At 64.6% G+C, this 18,744-nt stretch carries 15 protein-coding genes; 8 read left to right on the forward strand and 7 right to left on the reverse strand.

The features are described from left to right. Window positions 1-99: 99 nt before the first annotated feature. Window positions 100-1,242 carry an HPP family protein gene (locus E1956_RS35815; protein ID WP_134758113.1) on the reverse strand — a complete coding sequence of 381 codons (1,143 nt, stop codon included), beginning with the start codon at window positions 1,240-1,242 and terminating at the stop codon, window positions 100-102. Window positions 1,243-1,538: 296 nt separating this feature from the next. Here E1956_RS35815 and E1956_RS35820 point away from each other — a divergent pair, with 296 nt between their 5' ends. The 4 genes from E1956_RS35820 (at window position 1,539) to E1956_RS46415 (ending at window position 5,067) form a co-directional block, all read left to right on the forward strand. Beyond that, the gene (locus E1956_RS35820) at window positions 1,539-2,177 is read left to right on the forward strand and encodes an MlaC/ttg2D family ABC transporter substrate-binding protein (protein ID WP_134758114.1); all 639 of its coding nucleotides are present in this window, start codon (window positions 1,539-1,541) and stop codon (window positions 2,175-2,177) included. Window positions 2,178-2,342: 165 nt separating this feature from the next. Continuing rightward, window positions 2,343-4,292 (forward strand): AI-2E family transporter, encoded by a 1,950-nt coding sequence (locus E1956_RS35825; protein WP_134758115.1) that lies wholly within the window; start codon window positions 2,343-2,345, stop codon window positions 4,290-4,292. 81 nt (window positions 4,293-4,373) lie between these two features. Then, window positions 4,374-4,616, forward strand: coding sequence for a hypothetical protein (locus tag E1956_RS35830; protein ID WP_134758116.1), 243 nt, complete (start codon window positions 4,374-4,376; stop codon window positions 4,614-4,616). Window positions 4,617-4,896: 280 nt separating this feature from the next. Beyond that, a complete protein-coding gene (locus tag E1956_RS46415; RefSeq protein WP_167760221.1) occupies window positions 4,897-5,067 on the forward strand; it encodes a hypothetical protein in 171 nt (56 codons plus the stop codon). A 56-nt stretch (window positions 5,068-5,123) separates the two neighbouring features. Here E1956_RS46415 and E1956_RS35835 read toward each other — a convergent pair whose 3' ends face one another. Then, window positions 5,124-7,799: an ATP-binding protein gene (locus E1956_RS35835; protein ID WP_134758117.1), complete on the reverse strand. Its 2,676-nt coding sequence runs from the start codon at window positions 7,797-7,799 to the stop codon at window positions 5,124-5,126. A 230-nt stretch (window positions 7,800-8,029) separates the two neighbouring features. Next, entirely contained in the window at window positions 8,030-9,460 is a 1,431-nt protein-coding gene (locus E1956_RS35840) for an MFS transporter (RefSeq protein ID WP_134758118.1), read from the reverse strand. Between the two features lie 265 nt (window positions 9,461-9,725). On the opposite strand from E1956_RS35840, the gene E1956_RS35845 reads away from it, so the two are divergent. Next, complete coding sequence (locus tag E1956_RS35845) at window positions 9,726-10,598, forward strand: LysR family transcriptional regulator (protein WP_134758119.1); 873 nt, start codon at window positions 9,726-9,728, stop codon at window positions 10,596-10,598. Between the two features lie 19 nt (window positions 10,599-10,617). Here E1956_RS35845 and E1956_RS35850 read toward each other — a convergent pair whose 3' ends face one another. Continuing rightward, window positions 10,618-11,916 carry a tyrosine-type recombinase/integrase gene (locus tag E1956_RS35850; protein WP_134758120.1) on the reverse strand — a complete coding sequence of 433 codons (1,299 nt, stop codon included), beginning with the start codon at window positions 11,914-11,916 and terminating at the stop codon, window positions 10,618-10,620. A 197-nt stretch (window positions 11,917-12,113) separates the two neighbouring features. Here E1956_RS35850 and E1956_RS35855 point away from each other — a divergent pair, with 197 nt between their 5' ends. After that, a complete protein-coding gene (locus E1956_RS35855; RefSeq protein WP_134758121.1) occupies window positions 12,114-12,473 on the forward strand; it encodes a glyoxalase superfamily protein in 360 nt (119 codons plus the stop codon). On the opposite strand, the gene E1956_RS35860 is transcribed toward E1956_RS35855, so the two are convergent. The 3 genes from E1956_RS35860 to E1956_RS35870 form a co-directional block, all read right to left on the reverse strand. Beyond that, complete coding sequence (locus tag E1956_RS35860; RefSeq protein WP_134758122.1) at window positions 12,470-14,143, reverse strand: flotillin family protein; 1,674 nt, start codon at window positions 14,141-14,143, stop codon at window positions 12,470-12,472. The genes E1956_RS35855 and E1956_RS35860 overlap by 4 nt on opposite strands. Window positions 14,144-14,211: 68 nt before the next feature. Beyond that, window positions 14,212-14,865 carry a YqiJ family protein gene (locus E1956_RS35865; RefSeq protein ID WP_134758123.1) on the reverse strand — a complete coding sequence of 218 codons (654 nt, stop codon included), beginning with the start codon at window positions 14,863-14,865 and terminating at the stop codon, window positions 14,212-14,214. A gap of 307 nt (window positions 14,866-15,172) precedes the next feature. Next, window positions 15,173-16,030, reverse strand: a complete 858-nt coding sequence (locus E1956_RS35870) for a class I SAM-dependent methyltransferase (RefSeq protein ID WP_134758124.1) — start codon at window positions 16,028-16,030, stop codon at window positions 15,173-15,175. A 297-nt stretch (window positions 16,031-16,327) separates the two neighbouring features. Here E1956_RS35870 and E1956_RS35875 point away from each other — a divergent pair, with 297 nt between their 5' ends. Both E1956_RS35875 and E1956_RS35880 read left to right on the forward strand, forming a co-directional pair. Then, entirely contained in the window at window positions 16,328-17,266 is a 939-nt protein-coding gene (locus E1956_RS35875) for a dihydrodipicolinate synthase family protein (RefSeq protein WP_134758125.1), read from the forward strand. Window positions 17,267-17,324: 58 nt separating this feature from the next. Further along, complete coding sequence (locus tag E1956_RS35880) at window positions 17,325-18,254, forward strand: Gfo/Idh/MocA family protein (protein ID WP_134758126.1); 930 nt, start codon at window positions 17,325-17,327, stop codon at window positions 18,252-18,254. The last annotated feature ends 490 nt before the right edge of the window (window positions 18,255-18,744 follow it).

Below are 18,744 nucleotides of genomic sequence, written 5' to 3' on the forward strand. Positions count from 1 at the left end.
TACGATTCGAGATGCGAATATATCACAACGTGATATTTGTGGCCGGACTCATCCGAGGGCCTTGCGCAACGCGTAACCGCGTTGCGGGTTGCGTGAGGCTCAGGCGCTCTGACGTTGCAGCGGTTGGGCCTGCCGGTACAGACCCGAGATCAGGTCCGCCTGCGTGACGATGCCCACGAGACGCCGCTCGCCATCCACCACGGGCACATGGTGGTGGCCCCGGCCCGCGAAGACGCCAAGCAGCTCGACGATCGGGGTCGCGCCAGAAATGGTGCGAACGTGCGTGCTCATGATCGTGCTCACGAGCGCGCAATCGGCGGGATGCGCGGCGAAGCCGCTTCGGAGCGTATGCAGCAGGGCGCGCAGCGGGTGGCGGCCGAGGCCTTCTTCCGCGAGGTCCGCGCGCGTGACGATGCCTTTCACGTGGCCGTGTGCATCCACGACGGGCAGCGCCTTGATGTCGTGCCGCTTGAGCAGCGTGCGCGCAACGCCCGCCGTCGTCGCCGGCGTGATGCTGACCACATCGCGCGTCATGACATCGGCGCAATTGAGCTCGCCGAAGCTGCGGGCATAGGAGCGGATCTCCGTTTCGCGCAGCAGCGCCTCGAGGTCGTCGGTGTCGATGTCGAGCAGCTCGTCGCGCTCGCGCAGCACGGCTTCGAGATCGGCGCGCGAGAAGCCGCCCGCTGCGGTCGCGGGCTGCGCGGCCTTGGGCTGCATCGCCGCGTGCGGATAGCGGTGGCCGGTGGCCGTGTGATAGACGAGCGCGGAGGCGAGCAGCGTGAAGGATTGCAGCGCGACCGGCTCGAGCACGAACTCGTAGCCGAGCGCGTGCACGGCCGGGCCGCCGAGCACGGCGGTCAGGGCGACGGCGCCCGAGGGCGGATGCACGCAGCGCAGCGTGAACATCGCGCAGACCGCCACGCCGATGGCGACGGCGGCCGCCTCCACCGGATCATGAATGAACATCGCGCAGGTCACGCCCACGGTGGCCGAAACGAGATTGCCCCCGATGATCGACCACGGCTGCGCGAGCGGACTCGCGGGCACGCCGAACAGCAGCACGGCCGAGGCGCCCATCGGTGCGATCAGGAAGGGGATGGTCGAGGCGTTGCCGAGCAGGGAGTGCGAAACGACACCGGTGACCGCGATGCCGACCAGCGCGCCCAGGCCGGAGCGCAGGCGCTCACGCCAGCGCAGGGTAACGGGAGACGGGACGAAACGCATAAGCCAGCGAAGCATACTGAAGCGTGACACGGCTGAAATGGCGATAAAAGGAGGGGCGAATCTGCGTCCCTGGCGAGGTGCCGGGGATTTTTCGAGATCGGGATTGTATCGCAACGTGATATATATTGCGACGCATCTTCGCTGATACCCGCAATTTGGGGCTTGATCCTTGCGGGCCCGTCCTGTTCCGGCTTCGTCACCTTGCGCGCGCCAACGCATTAGACTGAGTGTCGGCCGGCATGACGCGCAGGCGTGCGCGCGCCTCGCACGGCAGCACCGCCTCCCAAAAATCGACACGGACGAGAAATCGCATGAAGAAGCTCTTTTTGCTGGGCGCGCTGTTCGCATGGTTCACCGTGGGGTTCACCTTCAGCGCGGGCGCGTTCGCGCAGGGCGTCGACCAGTCGGACCCCCAGGCCCTCATCAAGACGGCCACGCAGCAGGTGCTGGACGAAGTGCGCACGAAGGCCATCGCGCCGGACGACATCCCGCGCATTCGCAGCATCGTCGACCGGGACATCCTGCCCTATGTCGATTTCCGCCGCACCACGCAGCTCTCGATGGGGCGGCACTGGCGCACCGCCACGCCGGCGCAGCAGCAACAGATCGCCGAGCAGTTTCAGCTGCTGCTGATCCACCTGTACGCGGGCGCGCTCGCGCAACTCAAGCCTGACCAGCAGATCGAGTACCCGCCGATGCGCAACGCGCCGGGCGACACCGACGTGGTCGTGCGCACGCTCGCGCAGACGAGCGACAAGCCGGTCGAGATCGACTACCGGCTGTACAAGACGCCCCAGGGCTGGCGGCTCTACGACCTGAACGTGCTGGGCGCATGGTTGATCCAGACCTATCGCGTGCAGTTCAACGACAAGATTCAGGAATCGGGCATCGATGGGCTGATCCAGTTCCTCACCTCGCACAATCAGGAACTGGAGGCCGGCAAGCCTTGAACGTGGCCCCTTTCAGCAGGGCCGCGTCTGCGCTACGCTACTCGCCCGCATTTATTTGTCTGCTGTTGCCCAGTTTTCGCCCGACTGGCGCCGCACGCACTACCCTGAACTCAGGCGCGCCCGATGCGCGTCTGACCTGATCGCCGGACCAGCCAACGCTTCGCCATGAATTTCCAGAGCCCGCCTGAGAGGCCATACCCCGAGCAGTCGAACGGACTGACGCCGGGCCGCCGCAACCGCGTCTTCGCGTCGAGCACGCCCACGCTGCACACGCTCGCCGCGCTCGTCACGGGGGTGGTGGTGGTGTCCGGCCTCTACTTCGGGCGCCCCATGCTCATCCCGATCACGCTCTCGGTGCTGCTGAGCTTCCTGCTCGCGCCGCTCGTGAACGCGCTGCGCCGGCTGCACATCCCGCAGTTCCTCTCGATCATGATCGCGGTGCTCGCCACCGTGCTCGCGCTGGCGGGCGTGGGCGCGCTGATCGCCGCGCAGGTCGTGCAGCTTGCGGCCGACCTGCCGCAGTACCAGGAAGCCATCATGGAGAAGGCGGAAACGGTGCAGGAAAAGACCGTGGGCCGCGCCGACTCGCTGATGACGCGCGCGGCCACCGCGCTCCAGCGCATCACGCCCACGCCGCCGCCCGCGCCGCCGCAGCCGCGCGGGCGCGCCGCGCGCAACCAGCCGCAGCAGCCGATGCCCGTCGAGGTCCACACGCCCGCGCCCACGCCGCTGCAGCTCGCGCGCCGGGCGTTCGCGCCGGCCATCGCGCCGCTCGAAACGGGCTTCATCGTGCTCGTGGTGACCATCTTCATCCTGTTCCAGCGCGAGGACCTGCGCGACCGGCTCATCAGCGTGTTCGGCTCCGACGACCTGCACCGCACCACCACGGCCATCAACGACGCCTCCGAACGGCTCTCGCGCTACTTCGTCGCGCAACTGGGGGTGAACGTCTCGGTGGGGGGCGTGATCGCGATCGGGCTCGCGGGCATCGGCGTGCCGGGCGCGCTGCTGTTCGGGGCGCTCGCGGCGCTCCTGCGCTTCGTGCCCTACATCGGCATCTGGATCGCCGCGGTCCTGGCGACGCTGCTGGGCGCCGCAATTCAGCCGCAGTGGACCATGGCGGTGTCGACGCTGATCTTCTTCATCGTCGTCGACGTAGTGGCGGGGCAGTTCGCCGAGCCGATGCTCTACGGCCGCCGCGCGGGCCTTTCGCCGCTCGCGGTGGTGGTGGCGGCGATCTTCTGGGCCTGGCTCTGGGGCCCGGTCGGGCTGGTCCTGTCCACGCCGCTCACGCTGTGCATCGTCACGCTCGGCCGCTACGTGGACCGCCTGAACTTCCTGACCATCCTGCTCGGCGACCAGCCGGCGCTCACGCCCGCACAGACCTGCTACCAGCGCCTGCTCGCCGACGACCCGCACGAGGCGCTGGTGCAGGCCGACCGCCTGCTCGTGGAGATGCCGCTCATCGACTATTACGAGCAGGTGGTGTTCGAGGGCCTGCGCTTCGCGCGCAACGACGTGCTGCGCGGCGTGCTGCCCGCCGAGCAGCTCGCGCGCATCAATCAGGCGCTGCTCGACATCGTGGAGGATCTGGAAGCGGTGGACGACTCGCGCCATGCCGCCGGCGGCGACGCGAGCGGGCACCCGTCCGCCGATGGCGGCGACGAGGCGCCCATGGTGATTCCCAAAGACGGCCGCATCGTGCTGTGCGTGCCGGGGCGCGGCACCTTCGACGAAGTGGTGGTGGCGATCGTCTGCCAATTGCTCGCGCGCAGCAACGTCCCCTGCACGGCGACGACTTACGAGGAGATGCGCGCGACGCGCGGGGCCATGCTGGACGCGCAGGCGACGCACGCGATCTGCGTGGTGTCGCTCGACGCCCAGGAGTCGCCGCCGTACCTGCGCAATCTCGTGCGGCGCTTGCGCGAGCGCGCGCCTGCCGTGCCGATCATCGTGGGCGTGAGGGCGGTGCGGCGCGAAGAGGGTCCGAGCCTCTCCGACGATCCCGGCACGCACTACGCCGCCACGCTGCGCGACCTCGTGGAGGAATGCGGCGCGGCGCTCGCCGCACGGCCGGAGATGCACGCACAAATGCAGGCGGATGTGAGAATGTGACAGTCACGCGGATGTCACATTGAGGCACGATCATATGCGGCCCTATGCCCCTCTGGTTGCGGCATTGCCAGGAGACATGAAGTGCTGAGCCCTCACGAGTTTGCAACGCTGATGCTGATCCGCCACGCGCCGGAGCAGATCGACATGAACCGCCACGAACTCGACATCTTGCTTGAACGCCAGCTCGTCGCGCTCGTCCAGCGCGGCGAAGGCCACCGCCTGCCGTCGCTCACGATGGCGGGACGCTCGCTGCTGGACGCGCTCGGACGCGTCGAGCCCCCTTATTTCGCGCACGAGGACATGGGCAGCTGCGACGCGCATTGAGGCGCACGCCGACGTTCTTTGACGGCCAGGCCTAGCCGGGCCGGGCTGGGCCATCCGTGCCGCACACCCCGCCGCGCAAAAAAAATGCGCCGACAGTTGCCCGCCGGCGCGCATAACTTCGACTCTGCATGGTCCCAGAATGAACGGGGACAGGGTATGGTGCTCGGCGAGCGGGACCGCAAGTCATCTGACCCGCTGCGTTGCTCCATGACCTGATTAACGGCCGCCCGCGCGCCGCGTTGAATGCGGACAAACCCGTTCTCGGCAACCCTGGATGCAAATGTTGGCCGCGAAAGATACGGCATCGCTGCTGCATCTGGGCCCGCTTTCGTTCGAATACTCGGCGTTTGCAGTGGATGGGTGGCCGGACCTCAGCATGGTTGTCTACAACCCGGCAACCGCGGAAGATCGCGAGAAGATTGGGTCGGCGCTGGCCCGCGAGCAGGGCTGAGCGGCGGCGGAGTCGTTTGGCCTCGTCCTGGATCAGGCGCGCACCGCGGCAATGGCCTATCTCCCGTCTTCCTTTGAGCGCACCGGAGGCGTGAGCTTTGTGGGCCTCTCCTCCAAAACGTCGTGATCCTTCTCCGGTGATAGTTTCTCGACGGCCACGTCCCAATCGTGCAGCCATTGCCACTGGTCGCGTTCGCGCTCGGCTGCCTTGCCCTCGCCCCGCAACGCGCCGGTAAACCGGTCTTCCGGCTCCGTGGTATCCAGACGTAATCGATCGATTTTGTCGATGTGCCCGAATATGTAATTGATTGGACACCTGTCTTCGGTATTGCCTTTGCGAGGTTTTACGTACCAGCCAGCCTCGGTCAAAGCGGGCATTCCAAGCCCTCCGGTCTTGTAGACGACTTCCCGCAATCTGATCTCGTTCGGCAAAGGCGCAGCTTTGGCATTGGCGGCCGCCAGCTGGTTGGTCAGGATTGTCAATCGGCCCAGCCGGGAGAGCGGATCCGGCGAAAAGACCGCCAGCTTCTCCTCAAAGCGGCCCTTCCTGACGGCCGCCTCATCGAGCGTGCCCAGCAAATTCGTAATCAATACATAGGCGACTGACTGCTTTTTCCCCTTTTCACTGAGGTTCTTGAGTTTCGGCAGCATGCCCGGCGTAAGGAAAGAGAAGTAGGTGAACTTCTCTTTCCCGGTTGGATCTCGTCGACGCAAGATTGGATCGAATTCGTCAAAGAGAACGACAACATGGGTCAGCAATGAAAGCGCCTCAAAAACGGTTCGCGCTCGCCGTTCGAGTTTCGCTTCGCCACCTTTGGCCAGATCGCTAGGCGTGACCTCGACCATGGGCACACCACAGGTCTGCGCAAGCGCTTCAACGAGCGTGGTTTTTCCGGTTCCCGCAGGGCCGTGTAAAACGAGCGAGTGCAGCGACTTGTTGCCCGTGCGATTGACATGGGCGTGCATCTGCTGAAACACGATTGCGCAACTCGGGCGGACCAATGGGCTGACGGGAGCGCCCTCGGGCGCGTCGCAAGCGAGGCCGTAATCCGGATAGAACAAATCGTCCAGTTTCAATCCCGCTTGCTGCGGATACTTCACCGAAAAGTGATCGAGGATGATTTGATTGATGCCGTCGTCAAGCAGGCGGTTGACCGATGCGAGCGCTTCGACGGCGGATGCCGTTTCGAGCATGTCGAGCCTGCCGCCTCGACCTCGCCAACCGTCAATGGCGTCGTTCGTCGTTGTCGCACGTGGAATGAGCGAGCGCGAAAGGCGAGGGACGAACTTGACATCGAGCGGAAAATTCACCTCCCGCAGGAGGTCCGCGGCGGCGGCTACAACGGCACTATTGGCTGGCCGGAAGCCCGTGGTTCCGTTGAAGTGGTAACTCCGCCGGATCATGACTGTCCCGTCGGCGGCGAAGCTGCGCTGCAGAAGTGCCGCTGCCTTGTGGAGCCGCTCATCGTCACGTGTCGGCTCATCCTTTGTCAAAACGACATAGGCATGGGCTGCGAACGCAAGCTCCGCAGGCTCCCATTGACTGCCGTCGCCCAGGGCGCTCGCGGCCAGCTGTTGATCGATGACGCCTGAAAGGTACTTCTTCGCCGCGGACAATTGATCCTTTAGCGCGCGGCCTGCGAGTCTGAACTGCTCCCCCGCAACGGCCCACTGGTTGTCACACGCATTCAGCGCCCGTACCGCCTTGGTTGCCCGGATCGCCGCATTGCGAATGCCCGCAAAAGCCATGCTATGTCCCAATTCGGATTGCGCGCGGCTTTGCTGTTTCCCTTCGGATTGCCGATAGTTCTCGATCTCGCACACCAACGCTTTGAGTTCCTCTTGAACATCGGTCAAGGCCTGTACAACGTGAGTCTTTAGGGTCGTGTCAACGTAGTGCGCAACGGTTTCGCCAGTGAGTGATTCCTTGCCTTTACCATCATCGAACTTGACCAGCTTGAAAGCGAGAAAGGGCACTTGCCGCTTCAAGGTGTTCTCGCACGACACGGCGATCCTTTGCTTCTCGATGGCCTGCCACTGAGGGGGAACGTTCGACGCCGCGATGTCTTTCAGTTTCTTTGAAACGTCCGACAGGTAACGGCACACTTCATAGGTTGCCATCAGCGAGTTCGATAATTCCATGACCGCGTAGACGCAGTGCGCAGTCGTATAACCGGTCACTATCCCGTCAGGGACTTTTTTTTCTTCTGCTTTTGCACTCGCTTTTTCTTCTTCTTTTTCTTCTTTTTTTGCTTCTTGTTTTGCTCCTTCTCCTGCTCTTGCACCGCCCACTGCCCAGTCAGGTTCGGCAGCGGTGAATAGCTCGCGCACGATCCAGTACCAGCAGCGCATCACGGGTTTCGACAAGGTATGTTCATTGGTCGCGACAAACGCTCGCATCGATTCTGCCGCGACCAGTACAGACCGGCTGTCTTTGCTTAACGTGACGAAGTCGTCGACCCAGGTCAGTTTCTTGAGAAATGGGGGAGGCTCCTCAAATGCACGGGAGACCTGAAGGGCGACCCTCACCGCTTTGGCTTGCTCGTAGCGAGTCGGGTCACTGATTTTCACCTTCTCGTCTATCAGGTCCTTCAGCGCGTCGTTGCCTTTCGCACGGAACAGGGCGCTTTCCTGTCTGAATCCATCGATTTTCTTGAGATCATCGATATGTTCTTCGAGGTCGTGAGTCTTGCCATGCTCATCGACGAATCCGGATAAGTCTTCGTCCATCATTTCAGACCTCGAATGCGACATGGCCCAGCCACCGGGGTGGTCGCGCAAGTTTTTCGCCGTGCCGCAGCCAGAAGCCGCACGTGCGAAAACGCGGTTCAGGGAGGTTCCAGTTTCACATTTGATCCTCGCGTCATACGAGCGATATGTGCGCTAGCGCACATATCGGATGCAGCGGACCTGCCGCCCTGGGCCGCGGATGCCACTTCCGGATGGCATGCCGCCAGCGCCCGCTACCCGATTCCATGCAAGCGCCGGTGCATCGGCCCGAGCGCCAGCGAGAGCGCGACGCAAGCGCAAAGAATCGCAACGAGCGCGAACATCGTGGTCCTGAACCCGGCGACGTAATCGGCCGCACCGGGATGCAGGCCGAGCCGCGCGAAGAACACGCCGCCGAGCGTCGCGGCACCCACCGCCGCGCCAATCTGCAGCGTCGCCGTCACCATGCCGGAGGCCACGCCCGCACGCGCGGGATCGACTTCCGCCAGGACGATGCGCACCACGGAGGGCAGCACGAGCCCCTGGCCGATCCCCATCGCCGCGAGTCCGAGGTAGAAGCCCGGCCCCGGCGCCACACTGTTCGCGAGCGCCGCCGCCGTTCCAAGACCGAGCGCGATGAGCGCGAAGCCGAGCGTCAGTACGCGGTAGCCGCCGAGGCGGAAAACGAGACGCGGCGTGATGAGCGGGCTCGACAGAAAGCCGAGCCCGAACGGCAGGATTGCGAACCCCGAGGCCAGCGGCGACCACTGCAGACCGCTTTGCAAATAGATGCCGTAAGTGAGGAAGAACGCACTCAGCATATAGAACAGGAACGCGAGCGCGAGACCTAGCGCCACGACCGGATTGCGCAGGAGCCGCACGTCGAGCAGCGGATCGCGGCCGGCCGCGAGGCTGCGCGTTTCCACGCGCAGCAGAAGTCCGAGCATGGGCAGCGCGGCCGCGAGGCACAGCAGCATCCAGGCGGGCCAACCCTCTTCGCGTCCGCGCGTGAGCGGATAGACGAGCATCAGCAGGAACAGCGAGAGCAGGAGCGTACCCGGCACGTCGATCCGCGCGCCGCGCGGCGGGCGGCTCTCTGGAATGAAGCGCCAGCTGCCAAGGAGGGCGAGCACGCCGATCGGCAAATTGACGAGGAAGATCGCGCGCCAGCCGAGGCCGAACGGATGCAGGCTGATGAGCGCGCCGCCGCCGAGCTGGCCGACGACCGCCGCGACGCCGAACACGAAGCCGTAGAGGCCCATCACGCGCACCTGCTCGTGGGGCGTATAGACGCTGCGGATCGTCGCCAGCACCTGGGGCGCCAGCACTGCCGCGAAGAGGCCCTGGAGGATGCGCCCCGCCACCAGCATCGTGCCGCTCGCTGCGAGCCCGCAGAGCGTGGAGGCGAGCACGAAGCCCGCCATGCCGATCATGAACATGCGCTTGCGGCCGTAGAGATCGCCGAGGCGCCCGCCCGTGATCTGTGCCACGGCGTTGGCGCATGCATAGGCGGAGACCACCATTTCGAGCTGCGAGGAACTGGCCGCGAGGCCTTCGTGGATCGCGGGCAGCGCGAGATTCACGATGAAGTAGTCGAGTGGCGGCAGGATCGCGCCGATCAGCAGGACCACGAGCGCCCAGCCGCCATGACGGCGCGCATCGGCACGCGTGGGCGCGCCAGGAATCTGGCCCCGGTCTGAGCCGGGGGCGGCGGGGGAGACGCAGTAGCCGCGGGAGACAGAACGCGCGGCTCGGCGGCGAGAGTGTCGTCAGTCATGATGGACCTGTGAAAAAGAGGGCTAAATCGCAGCGCCATGCACAGAGCGGCGGAGCGGATTGCAGGTGACGCACCGCACCATTCGAAGCGTCATTGTCTGCCCGGCGCGTCAAGCGGAAAAGCGGGAATAGGTGGTACTATCCATCGAGTTATTCGATGGATAGGTGAGCACCATGCGCGGCTTCGAACTCGACCAGTTGCGGACTTTCACGGTGGTGGCCGAGGCAGGCAGCCTCACGGCGGCCGCGCCGTCGCTGCACCTCTCTCAGTCCACCGTTAGCGAGCAGATGCGCAAGCTCGAGGCGCGCGCGGGCGTGCCGCTATTCGTGCGCAGCAAGCGCGGCGTGGAGCCCACGCCTGCCGGCACGCGCTTGCTGGAGCACGCGCGGCGCATCGTGGCGCTCAACGAGGCCGCCTTCGACGAAGTGCGCGGCCAGGCGATCAAGGGCGAGCTGCGCGTGGCCATCACCGATTACTTCCGCACCAACGAAGTGGCGGGCATGCTCGCGCGCCTGCGCGAGTGCTATCCGCAGCTGAGCCTGCACGTGAGCACGATGAAGAGCACCGAGATCGAGCTGGCGCACGCGAGGTGCCAGATCGATCTGGGCGTGGTGATGAACATGTCGCTCGGGCCGTTCCGGCCGGTGCAAGGCGAGGTGCGCTGGGTTTTGCGCCGCGAGCCGCTTCAATGGGTTGCGTCGCCCGCGCTTGCCGAAGCGCTGCCCGATCCGCTGCCGCTCGTGCTGCTGCCGGGCGACTGCATGCTGCATCAGGTGGCCGTGCGCTCGCTCGAAGAACAGGGCCGCGCGTATGTGATGGTGCATAGCGCCTCGGGCGTGGCGGGCCTGCAGTCGATGCTCGCGGCGGGGCTGGGCGTGGGCTGCCTGTGCGCGTCGGCGATCACGGACGGGCTCGTCAAGCTGGGCGCGCGGCACCGCTTGCCCGCGCTGCCGGAGGCGGTGTTCTCGCTCACGCCGCCGCTGCCGGGCGAGCGAGAGACGGTCAGCCAGGCGCGCGAGGTGCTCTCGCGGCAGTTGCTGGTCTGAAGCACGCGCGGCCGCGCGCTCACCACTCGATGCGGTGCTTCTCTTCGGTTTCGCGATGACGATGGTCGTCGTCGCTGTGCAGATAAAGGCTCGTCGTGCTGAGCGAGGCATGGCCAAGGTTGTCGCGCACGAGCCGCAGGTCGACGTCGCCGTCCGCCATGTGCGAACCCGCGCTGTGCCGCAGCCAGTGCGCCGACGCGCTTTCGAGCCGCGCCGCGCGCGCCGCGCTGGCGGCGGCACGGGTTGACGCTTGCGCTCGCTTGGCCGCTTGCGTTGCACGTTCCGGATCGGCTACGCCATTGGCCGGTTGCATCGCGTGTTCCGCGTCGGCCGCTCCATCGGCCTGCGCTTCGCGCGCAGCAGCCTCGCGCAGACGTTGCGCCGCCCCCGCGAAGATCTCCTTGACGATGGTATGCAGCGCCGCGCGCGTGAGCGGCTTTGTCGACTTGCCGAGCGGCAGCACGAGCGGCGTCGTTTCCTGCGGCGCGGGCAGTGCGGGCAGACCGCGTTCGCGGCGATAGCGCGCGAGCTCCGCCATCATCTCGGCGGTGGCGGGCACGAGCCGCCGTTTCTCGCCTTTGCCGAGCACGTCCAGCCACCAGCGCTGCGCGCCCGCGCCGTCGCGGCGCGCGAAGAAGTCGCCCATCGTGTTCGTGCCCACTTCGGAAATGCGCAGGCCGCCCAGATAAAGCAGCGTGAGGAGCCAACGCGTGCGAGCGTGGCGTTCGCGCTGTCGCTCGCTTTCGCGCGGCAGGCTTTCGACGTAGGCCTTCACGTCCTCCCACAGCTCGCGTTCGAGATAGCGCGTGATGCGCGGCTGCGCGCGGCGCGAACGCTGACGCGAGAGCGATAGCGGATTGCCCGCGAGATAGCCGGCGCTCACGAGCCAGGAGAACAGCGCGTTGAGGATCACCATGGCCTGGCGCTGGCTGGCCGCCGAGAGCGGGCCGTAGAAGGGCCGCCAGCGCGCGTCGTCGCGCGCGTGCTTGCGCCCGCCGCCCGCGACCCAGCGCGCGGCGGGCTGGGGATCGGCGAGAAAGTGCTGATACGCGACCAGATCCTCGTGCGTGAGCGACGAAAGCGCTTTGCCGAGCTGCACGATCGCCCAGAGGAGCAGCCGCTCCGACTCCTTGCGATAGGTCTCGAAGGTCGCCTTCGAGTCCGCGACGCGCGCGAGCCATGCGCGGATGGCGTCGAGGTCGTTCGCCGCTGCGATCTGCATGCGTCCGTGCGCGCGGTTCGCGCCGTCACGGCCGTCGAGATCGGCGGGAAGTTCGAGCGCGTCCAGCGGGCGCGGAGCGAGGAGAGCGGTTTGCATGGGCAGTCAGTGCGGCGGTGCGATCGAGCGGCGATGCGCTCAAGCGCGGGTGTGTCGATGCGGCGGCGAAGTGCACGTGCGCTTCAGGTGGGGACTATAGCGCGGCAACCGCGCGCCGCGAAATGCCGTCAACGGCGATAATCGCGCAGACCCGCGCCGCCCGGCGCGGGCTTGATCTCACCCTATGGCGCTTCGCGATGAAACTGCTTGCCCCCATTCCGATCCTGCGCATGTTCTCGGTGGAGAAAGCGTATGCGTTCTATATCGACTTTCTGGGCTTCAAGGCCGATTGGGAGCATCGCTTCGAGCCGGACTTGCCGCTTTACGTGCAGGTCCATCGCGACGCACTGGTCCTGCATCTGAGCGAGCATCACGGTGACGGCACGCCGGGCACGGCGCTCTTCTTGCCAGTCGAGGATATTGGCGAGTTTCATCGCGAGCTTTCCGCGAAGCAGTACGCTTACGCGCGGCCCGGCATCGAGGAGATGCCATGGGGCCGCCAGATGCAGATCGCCGATCCGTTCGGGAATATGCTGCGGTTTTGCGAGCTGAGTTAGGTGTCGAGCGCGTCGCGGGCCGAAGAAACGGACGGTGCACCCGTCACACCCGGCAGCATCGACTGCAGCGAATCTCCCGCCAGGCCGATTTCCTTGAGCAGTGAATCAACGAGCGGCGCGTGCGCTCGATACGACAGCGCAGCCGACATCGCCTGCTCGGCGAGATTGCCGGCGCCGGCCCCGCCGCCTGCGCCTGGCGTGCCATCGGCAGACGATGCACCCTGACGGTTCAGCCCGTCGACCTGGATGATCTTGATGCCGTCGATCGACTTCATCGGCTCGACCGTTTGCTCGATGATCGCCGGCAGCGCCTGCAACAACGCCAGTTTGAACTTCAGGCTGGTCTGATCCGACGACAGCGTATTGATCGCGTCGTTCAGCGCGCGCTGCGCTTCGGCCTCGGCCAGCCCCTTCTTGCGCTGGGCCTCTGCCAACTCGACGATCGCGGTGGCCTGCATCTGCGCCGCCTCGCGTTCGGCCCGCGCCTTGGTCGTGATGTGCACGGCATTCGTCTCGGCTTCCTGCGCCGCTTCAATCAGGGCGACCTGCTTGGTGCGGTCGGCTTCCGCCGTGCGGCGCGTGGTTTCGACGAACTGCTCCGCTTTCACGGCCTCGGCAAGCGATTCGTTGGCGCGCGCCTGGGCCTGAGACTGCGCCTCGGACTTCTGCGCGATGATGATCGCCTTTTCCTGCTCGGCGATCTGCGTGACCTTGGCCTGCTCGATTTCCTTCACGCGAACTTCACGCTCGGCTTCCACCTTGCGCGAACGCACCGCCTGCTCGCGCTCGATCTCCGATTCCTGCACCTGACGCTCCGCGACAATGCGGCTTTGCTCGGCTTCCTGGTGGCGCTCCGCCTCGAAGGCGGTAATGCGCGCGCTCTGCTCTGCAGCGCGCGTTTTCACTTGCTGCTCCTGATCGAGCTTCATAAAGGCTTCCTGCTGCTCGATCTCGAGCCGTTTGGAAAGCGCATCGCGATTCTTTTCACGCACGGAAACTTCGGTATCCTGCTCGACCTCGTTGCGCTCCTTGCGGCGGCGCTCGGTTTCCTGCGTGAGCTTCGTGAGACCTTCCGCGTCGAACGCGTTGTTCGGATCGAAATACTCCTTGGAGGTCTGGTTGAAGTTGGTGAGCGAAACGCTTTCGAGTTCCAGCCCGTTCTTGGTGAGATCCTCGGCGACCGTGTTCTGCACGCCTTGCACGAATTTTTCGCGAGCATCCTGCAGATCCTGCATCGTCATTTGCGCGGCGGTCGAACGCAGCGCATCCACGAACTTGTCGTCGACGAGCGCGCGCAGATTCTCGGGCGCGAGCGTGCGTTGGCCCAGCGTTTGCGCCGCGGTGGACACGCCTTCCGCCGTGGGCTTGACGCGCACGAAGAACGCGACCACGACGTCGACGCGCATGCGGTCTTTCGTGATCAGGCTGTCACGCGAGGCGCGGCTGACTTCCAGCTTCAGCGTGTTCATGTTGATCGGAATGACCTCATGGAACACCGGCAGCACCACGGCGCCGCCGCTCATGATGACCCGCTGGCCGCCCAGGCCCGTGCGCACAAACGCCCGCTCGGCCGACGCCCGCACATAAAGGCGCGCGAAGATCAGCCCGATCAGGCACAGCCCGACAACCACCGCCAATCCGATGGCCCCCCAGAATATGATCGTATCCATTGCTTTATTCGACTCTCAACGTAAATGGCAACAACGAAATCCGGCGTGCATACGCCGCCGGCCGCGCTTCATCCATCGTGACGCGGACTCTTGATGGCCCGAAACAACGATCCCGAGACGCGGGCGACGATCAATACCGTTTGCCCGCGTACAAATACCTGCCCTGCATCGTCCGGCTCGATGCGAACGTAATGCGCCTGACCGAATTCATCGACGAAACGCGCCTCGGCCGGATTGCCTTGCGAGGCTTGCCCTGTGACAATGCGCACCGCCCGGCCGATAAAGTCGATTTCCGATAGCGCGCTCGATTCTTCCTGCGGCACGAGACGGCCGATCGGCTTGCCCATCTTGCGCACGAACAGCAAGGACAGGGGCAGTGCCAGGCAGGCGGCGAGCCAGGGCGGCAGCATGAAGTGGAACAGCGCCTGCATGATCGATTGCAGCAACAGGCCTGTAACCGCGAAACCCGTGAGGAAGAGAACGAGCAGGATCAGAAACGGCACCCGGCCGATATGCAGCCAGCCCAGAAACTGCGCGACGACGCCAGTTTCGGCACCAGCTCCCGTGTGATCGATCTCGAAGTGGTGTTCAATGAAATTGCCTGCGTGCCCGGTTACGCTGAATCCGAACAACAGCGTGAGGCCTTCCAGCACGCCGACTGCGATCATTATCCCGATTGCCATTATGAATGGCGCATATCCCGGTTGCAGCAATGAGGTCATGAGTTGTTTTCTGTCTCTGCGATATTCAGGTTCGAGTCTATATCGATTCCATGAATTATGCGGGATGTTTCAGGTGCACACTCGATGTGTGGATGCCTTGGGAGCTTGGGAATCGAAAATGTATTGGATTAAGCGAGGAAGATTGTCAAAGAATGGCAACACTTGTCGCGTAGAGATTTTATCTTGAAACTTGAGAGTGGAAATCTATTTCGAAGATCGAATGCCATGTTGGCAAGCCGGCGCAAATGCCTATATTCGCTCCGGCAAGTTGGTTTTCTCATGCTCGATATGGCGGATTAGCTTCGCCTTAAACCGTCGCCACCAAAAACGACTCGCCCGTAGACGGCCGCAACCCATCACTACGTCCCGCAAAATACCTTGCAACGATATCAGCGGTGCTCACATGCTCGGCCTTCGAAAAACCGGCCTCCTGCGCAAGCGCAAGCATTTCCTCGGGACGAAAGAAACTGAGAAACGGCGTCCCCGCGGCGCGCGCGCGTTCATAAACGACCTCGTGTTGCGCGCGCTCCGCAGCGTCGACGAGATCGAGCGGCAGCGTGAAGGTCATGGCGAGCATCGATCCCGGCGCGAGCTGCGCGATCTGGCGCAGCGTGGCGAGATTCGCCTCGCGCGTGAGGTACATCGACACGCCCGTGGACGCCACCACGGCGCGCGCTTTCGCATCGAACCCTGCGTTTGCCAGCAACGTCCACCACGATTCGCCTGCCTCGAAATCCACGGGCACGAAGCGCAGCCACGCCTGCTCGCGATAACCGAGTTCGGCGAGCCGCTGGCGCTTCCACGCCTGCGTGCCGGGCTGATCCACTTCATACACATGGAGCCGCGACGCAATCTCCGGCCGACGTTGCGCGAACGTGTCGAGGCCCGCGCCCAGAATCACGTATTGCGCGACGCCTGCATCGGCCTGCGCGGCGACGAGATCCTCGATGAACCGCGCCCGGCCTACGATGGATGCGCGATAGCCGCGCGTGCCATCGGGATGCATGTCGGGGCGATTGCGCCAGTTCGCGTCCGGCGCGGCAAGCTGCATGCCGATTGCGTCGTTGAGCACGTGTGGTTCGGCATCGACTTCCAGATGCAGCGCGCGCCAGAGCGCGACGCGGATGGCGCTGGAATCGGGTGTGGCCGTTTTCGGGTCTTGCATGAGGGTTCTCCGGTTTCGCGGGCAACGCGGCGTGCTATTGGGCGTAATCAGCCGCCCGCCTGGCGCAACGCCGGACAAGTGTATCCGGCTCGGGCGCTCGATTGCCGCGTCTTGAGCCGCGTGCGCACGTACCAGGGGCTCGAATCGAGCCTGTTTCGCCTGCCATCCCAAATAGTTTTCAGTGTTTATACCAATGCTGAAATCGAAGGGTTTGTCGCTCTGGTTGCCTACCATTATCAAGGCGTTCGGCGTGAGCGATCCCACAGCCCATGCATTCCTTCTGGCAGGACTGACGATATGAATACGAGTCTTTCAAGCATCGAGCCGCGCTACCGCGGCATCTTCCCGGTGGTCCCGACCACCTTCACCGAGACCGGCGAGCTCGATCTGGAGAGCCAGAAGCGCGCCGTCGACTTCATGATCGACGCGGGCTCGGACGGCCTGTGCATACTCGCGAACTTCTCCGAGCAGTTCTCGCTATCGGACGATGAGCGCGAAACCATCACACGCACGGTGCTCGAGCACGTGGCGGGCCGCGTGCCGGTGATCGTCACCACCACGCACTACGGCAGCAACGTGTGCGCGGCGCGCAGCAGGCGCGCGCACGAGCAGGGCGCGGCGATGGTCATGCTGATGCCGCCGTATCACGGCGCGACCTTTCGCGTGCCCGAGCAGCAGATCTATGAGTTCTACGCGCGCGTGTCGGACGCCATTGACATCCCCATCATGATTCAGGACGCACCCGCTAGCGGCACAGTGCTCTCCGCGGCGTTTCTCGCGCGCATGGCGAGCGAGATCGAGCAGGTGGCGTACTTCAAGATCGAGACGCCGGGCGCGGCGAACAAGCTGCGCGAGCTGATCCGCCTCGCGGGCGAAGCGGCCGAGGGGCCGTGGGACGGCGAAGAAGGCATCACGCTGCTGGCGGATCTCAATGCCGGGGCGACCGGTTCGATGACGGGCGGCGGTTTCCCGGACGGCATCCGCCCGATCATCGAGGCGCATCGCGCGGGCCGCCTTGACGAAGCCTTCACGCTCTATCAGAAGTGGCTGCCGCTCATCAATCACGAGAACCGCCAGGCGGGGCTGCTGGCCTGCAAGGCGCTTATGAAGGAGGGGGGCGTGATCGCATGCGAGCTGCCGCGCCATCCGTTGCCAGCGATGCATCCCGAAGCGCGCGCCGAACTGATCGCCATTGCACGGCGGCTCGATCCGCTCGTGCTGCGCTGGGGGAAATAATAGATTCGGCATCGAGATTAATTTAATGGATGATTTCGATAGAGAGGCAAGACTCGTCATGAACGCGTCCTATAGTTTGGCCATCGTCGGCGTCGGCAAGATCGCACGCGACCAGCATTTGCCTGCCATCGCGGGCAATCCCGGCTTCGAGCTCGTGGCGAGCGCGAGCCGCAACGCGCAGGTCGAGCACGTGCGCAACTACACCGATATCGGTGCGCTGCTCGCGGCCGAGTCCGGGCTCGACGCCGTCTCGCTCTGTGCGCCACCGCAGGTGCGCTACGAGCAGGCGCGCGCCGCGCTCGAAGCGGGCAAGCATGTGATGCTCGAAAAGCCGCCCGGTGCGAGCGTGAGCGAAGTGGAAGCGCTGCGCGAGCTGGCGCGCCAGCACAACCGCACGCTATTCGCCACGTGGCATTCGCGCTGCGCGCGCGCCGTCGAGCCGGCGCGTGCGTGGCTTGCGCAACGTACGATCCGCGCCGTGCACGTGCGCTGGAGAGAAGACGTGCGGCGCTGGCACCCGGGCCAGCAATGGATCTGGGAGCCGGGTGGCCTCGGCGTGTTCGATCCCGGTATTAATGCGCTTTCCATCGTCACGCGCATTTTGCCGCGCGAAGTGGTGTTGCGCGGCGCGACGCTGCATGTGCCTGGCGATTGCGCGACGCCTATTGCCGCTGAGCTCGACTGCGTTGATACCGACGGCGTGCCGGTGCGCGCCGAGTTCGACTGGCGTCACGGCCCGTTCGAGCAATGGGAAATCGATGTGGAAACCACGGACGGGCTGCTCTCGATTGTGGAAGGCGGCAAGCGCCTTGTTGTTGCCGGTGAACCGGTCGAGTTGGAGGCGGAGCGCGAATATGCGGCGCTCTATGAGCGCTTTTACTGGCTTATCGCACATGGGGCTGAAGATGTGGATGTGCGGCCGCTGCGGCTTGTGGGTGATGCATTTCTGCTTGGGCGGCTTGTTGAAGTCGAGGCGTTCGGTCGCTGAGTGGGATTTGGTGTGGTGCCTTGTGGCGTTGGCCTTAACTTGTATTCGCGGCGGGCCGCAGGCGTTGCCCCTGTGCGGGGCGGCACCTACTTTTCTTTGCCGCGGCAAAGAAAAGTAGGCAAAAGAAAGCCGCTCAAACCGCCAGTGTGACGCAGTTCACCACTGCCCTGTCCTTCGGAGCGGCTCCGGAGCGTCTGTCACCACGCGGCGTATAGCGGAGTGACTAAGGGCTCATCCATCCGGCGGCGCTGCGCGCGCCGTGGGGCATAACAAAAACCATTGGGATATACGCATATTCGTAGGACTCGAACGTATTCACCTGAAGGAAGCAACCGCTGCTATCGGTAGGACTCCAACATATTAGACTGCAGAACTCCCGCGCATTCGCTTGGCAAGACGCCCGGTTTTCCTTGCATACCCTTCCGCCCGCGCGTAGCGCGCGGCGGGAAGGATGAGCCCCTTGTCACTAAGGCGGAGTGTGCGAGGAGAC

Source organism: Paraburkholderia pallida (assembly GCF_004524855.1).
GTDB classification, from domain to species: domain Bacteria; phylum Pseudomonadota; class Gammaproteobacteria; order Burkholderiales; family Burkholderiaceae; genus Paraburkholderia; species Paraburkholderia oxyphila.